The sequence below is a fragment of the Microbacterium sp. B19 genome, assembly GCF_000333395.1.
Taxonomy (GTDB): Bacteria; Actinomycetota; Actinomycetes; order Actinomycetales; family Microbacteriaceae; genus Microbacterium.
This window is the reverse complement of sequence record NZ_BADA01000428.1, coordinates 1-3293: the sequence shown is the minus strand read 5'-3', so window position 1 is coordinate 3293 and position 3293 is coordinate 1. Positions and strand designations below refer to the sequence as shown.

The 3293-nt window shown below is 70.0% G+C and carries 3 protein-coding genes and 1 tRNA gene; 3 read left to right on the top strand and 1 reads right to left on the bottom strand.

Annotated features, from left to right (window positions below; genetic code table 11):
* Window positions 1–119: 119 nt before the first annotated feature.
* The 3 genes from I5G_RS15015 (at window position 120) to I5G_RS15005 (ending at window position 2366) form a co-directional block, all read left to right on the top strand.
* Window positions 120–1502, top strand: coding sequence for an NAD(P)/FAD-dependent oxidoreductase (locus I5G_RS15015; RefSeq protein ID WP_026095968.1), 1383 nt, complete (start codon window positions 120–122; stop codon window positions 1500–1502).
* An 89-nt stretch (window positions 1503–1591) separates the two neighbouring features.
* Window positions 1592–1665: transfer RNA gene (locus I5G_RS15010), tRNA-Leu, on the top strand.
* Between the two features lie 131 nt (window positions 1666–1796).
* Entirely contained in the window at window positions 1797–2366 is a 570-nt protein-coding gene (locus I5G_RS15005) for a LemA family protein (RefSeq protein WP_022879785.1), read from the top strand.
* Window positions 2367–2369: 3 nt separating this feature from the next.
* Here I5G_RS15005 and I5G_RS22820 read toward each other — a convergent pair.
* Window positions 2370–3293: winged helix-turn-helix domain-containing protein (locus tag I5G_RS22820; protein WP_022879784.1), on the bottom strand; the 924-nt coding region annotated here is incomplete at its 5' end.

Below are 3293 nucleotides of genomic sequence, written 5' to 3'. Positions count from 1 at the left end.
GCCGCTATAATGATCACGCTCGGCGTCAGTGCTGCTGCCCGGCGTATCCGTAAGGCGCGCACATCTCGCGAGCCGAGCCGCATCACAAACCAGGAGTCTCTTCCATCGTGACCAGCACCGTGCCCAAGATCCTCATCGTCGGCGGAGGCTACGCGGGTTTCTACACCGCGTGGAAGCTCGAGAAGCTCCTCGGCCGCAACGAGGCCGAGGTCACTCTCGTCGATCCGCTGCCGTACATGACCTACCAGCCGTTCCTCCCCGAGGTCGCGGCCGGTGAGATCGAGCCCCGCCACGTCGTGGTCGGCCTGCGCCGCCACCTCAAGCGCACCACGGTCATCGCCGGAAAGGTCACGGGCATCGAGCACGCGACCAAGACCGCGACGATCACCCCGATCGTGGGCGACGAGACCTGGACCCAGGAGTACGACCAGATCGTCGTGACGGCCGGTGCCGTGTCGCGCACGTTCCCGATCCCGGGCATCGCCGAGAACGCCATCGGCCTCAAGACGATCGAGGAGGCCGTCGCGATCCGCGACCGTCTGACCTCGAACTTCGAGAAGGCGTCGGTTCTCCCGGCCGGCCCCGAGCGCGACCGTCTGCTCACCGTCGTCGTCGTCGGTGGCGGCTTCGCGGGCATCGAGGTGTTCGCCGAGCTCCGCGCCTACGCGTCCTCGCTGCTCAAGCAGTACCCGACGCTCGCGTTCGACGACACGCACTTCCACCTCATCGAGGCCATGGGCCGCATCATGCCCGAGGTGTCGCAGAAGACGAGCGAGTGGGTGCTCGCCGACCTCGCGAAGAAGGGTGCGTTCGTGCACCTCGACACGCAGGTCAAGGGCGCCGTCGACGGCGTCGTCGAGCTGTCGACCGGTGAGCAGCTGCCCACCGACCTCATCATCTGGACCGCGGGCGTCATGGCGAACCCGACCGTCGTGCGCGGCAGCGACCTGCCCGTCGAGGAGCGCGGTCGCATCCGCACCCGCCCCGACCTTCGTGTCGGCACCGACGAGGAGTTCGTCGAGGGCGCGTGGGCCGCCGGTGACGTCTCGGCCGTTCCCGACCTGTCCGGTGGCGGCGTCGGCGGCTTCTGCGTCCCGAACGCGCAGCACGCGGTGCGCCAGGGCAAGCTCATGGCGAAGAACATCGTGGCGGTGCTCCGTGGCGAGCAGCCCAAGCAGTACTTCCACAAGAACCTGGGTGCCGTCGCCGGCCTGGGTCTGTACAACGGTGCTTTCCAGTCCGGCAAGATCGCCCTCACCGGCCTCCTCGCCTGGTTCGCGCACCGCGGCTACCACGGCCTGGCCATGCCGACGTGGGAGCGCAAGTTCCGCGTCGTCGGCGACTGGGTGCAGAACTTCTTCCACGGCCGCGAGACCGTGTCGCTCGAGGCGGTCCAGAACCCCCGTGCGACCTTCGAGGAGTTCGCGGCGCGTCCCCGCCCCGCGCAGCCCGCGGCCGACGCCCCGGCCGAGAAGAAGCCCGAGGCCGTCGCCGCCAAGTGACACCGCTCGAAGCCCCCGCACCTCGCGTGCGGGGGTTTCGTCGTTTCCGGATGCCATCCGCCCGCGCGCTACGGTGGATCGAGGCATCCGCCCCCGTAGCCCAATGGCAGAGGCAGGCGACTTAAAATCGCTCCAGGTGTGGGTTCGAGTCCCACCGGGGGTACTGCGGGGGCGTCATGTGGCCGTATCGAGGCGCCTGCGTGCGTATCGACTGAGAGTCGGCCTCAGGCCCCTGGCGGGCGAGGATCGCGCCGTTAGGATTGTCCGGGCAGTCGTCGAACGGAGAACCGGAACATGTGGGAGTGGCTCGTTCCCCTCATCGTGATCGTCGCGATCCTCGTGATCGCGGGAATCTATCTCTGGGCGACGTACAACTCGCTCGTGTCCCTGAACGTGCGGGTCGACGAGGCCTGGAGCGACATCACGGTCCAGCTCAAGCGGAGGGCCGATCTGCTCCCCAACCTCATCGAGACCGTGAAGGGCTACGCCGCGCACGAGAAGGCGGTCTTCGAGAACGTGACGCGGGCGCGCGCCGAGACGATCTCGGCGCAGAGCCCCGCCGAAGCGGGAGTCGCCGAGGGCCACATGCAGCAGGCGCTGAAGTCGCTGTTCGCGGTGGCGGAGGGCTACCCGCAGCTCCAGGCGAGCCAGAACTTCCTGCAGCTGCAGCAGTCGATCGTCGACACCGAGGACAAGATCCAGGCCTCGCGTCGGTTCTACAACGGCGGCGTCCGCGAGCTGAACACCAAGATCAAGGTCTTCCCCAACAACCTCTTCGCCCGCCAACTGGGCTTCCAAGCCCGCGAGTTCTTCGAGGTCGTCGACGGCGCCGCGATCTCGGAGCCGCCGCGCGTCCAGTTCTGACGTCTACTTCGGTGCCCCCTCCGCCCCCACGGGCGAGGGGGCACCGTCGTCGGCCGGTGCTTGCGGATGCTCGTGCCGCTCCGCGGCGAGGGCGCCGGCCAGCGCGTCGGCGGCATCGCCCCACCGCGACACCGTGACCCGCTCCAGCCCCTGCCAGTCCGCGGCGGTGCGCAGCTCCGCGGCGAGGCGTTCGGTGGCATCCGCGGGTGCACCGTGCTCCCACCACGCGGACTGCACGCGCAGCGCGGAGGCGGCACGGTCGGCCTTGAGGTCGACCCGACCGACGACGTCGTCGCCCACGATGACGGGCAGCGAGTAGTAGCCGAAGCGCCGCTTCTCGGCCGGGGTGTAGATCTCGATGCGGTAGTCGAAGTCGAACAGGCGCTCCGCGCGCTCGCGGAACCACACGACGGGATCGAACGGCGTCAGGAGGGCTGTCGCGTCGATGCGGCGGGGTCGGGCGGCATCCCGGTGCAGCCAGGCCTTCGCGGGCCTCCCGGCCACCGTCCAGCCCTCCACGGAGACGGGTTCGAGCTCGCCGGCGTCGACGAGGTCGCGCACGGCGGCGAGGACCGCGGGACGATCGCGGATGCGCCAGTAATCGGCGAGGTCGGCCGCGGTGGCGACGCCGTAGGCCACGGCCGCGCGGCGGATGAGCTCGGGAATGGCCTCGGACCGCGGCACGGGGGAGCCGAGCGCCTCAGGCGGGAGCACGTCCTCGGCCAGCGCGTAGCGCCGCTCGAATCCGCGGCGCCCGGCGATCGCGACGTCGCCCATGAGCCACAGGCGCTCGAGCCCGTTCTTCACGTCGTCCCAGCCCCACCAGGAGCCGCGCGACCCCGCCCGGGCGTCGTGCTCGAATCTCGGCGGCCGCAGCGGCCCGCGCGCCGTGAGTTCGTCGCGCAGCCATTGCAGCAGGCCGGCGTT

What these genes read in the sequence shown, in the direction of transcription:
- I5G_RS15005 (WP_022879785.1), top strand. Translation starts at nt 1,797, where the DNA reads ATGTGGGAGTGGCTCGTTCCCCTCATCGTGATCGTCGCGATCCTCGTG.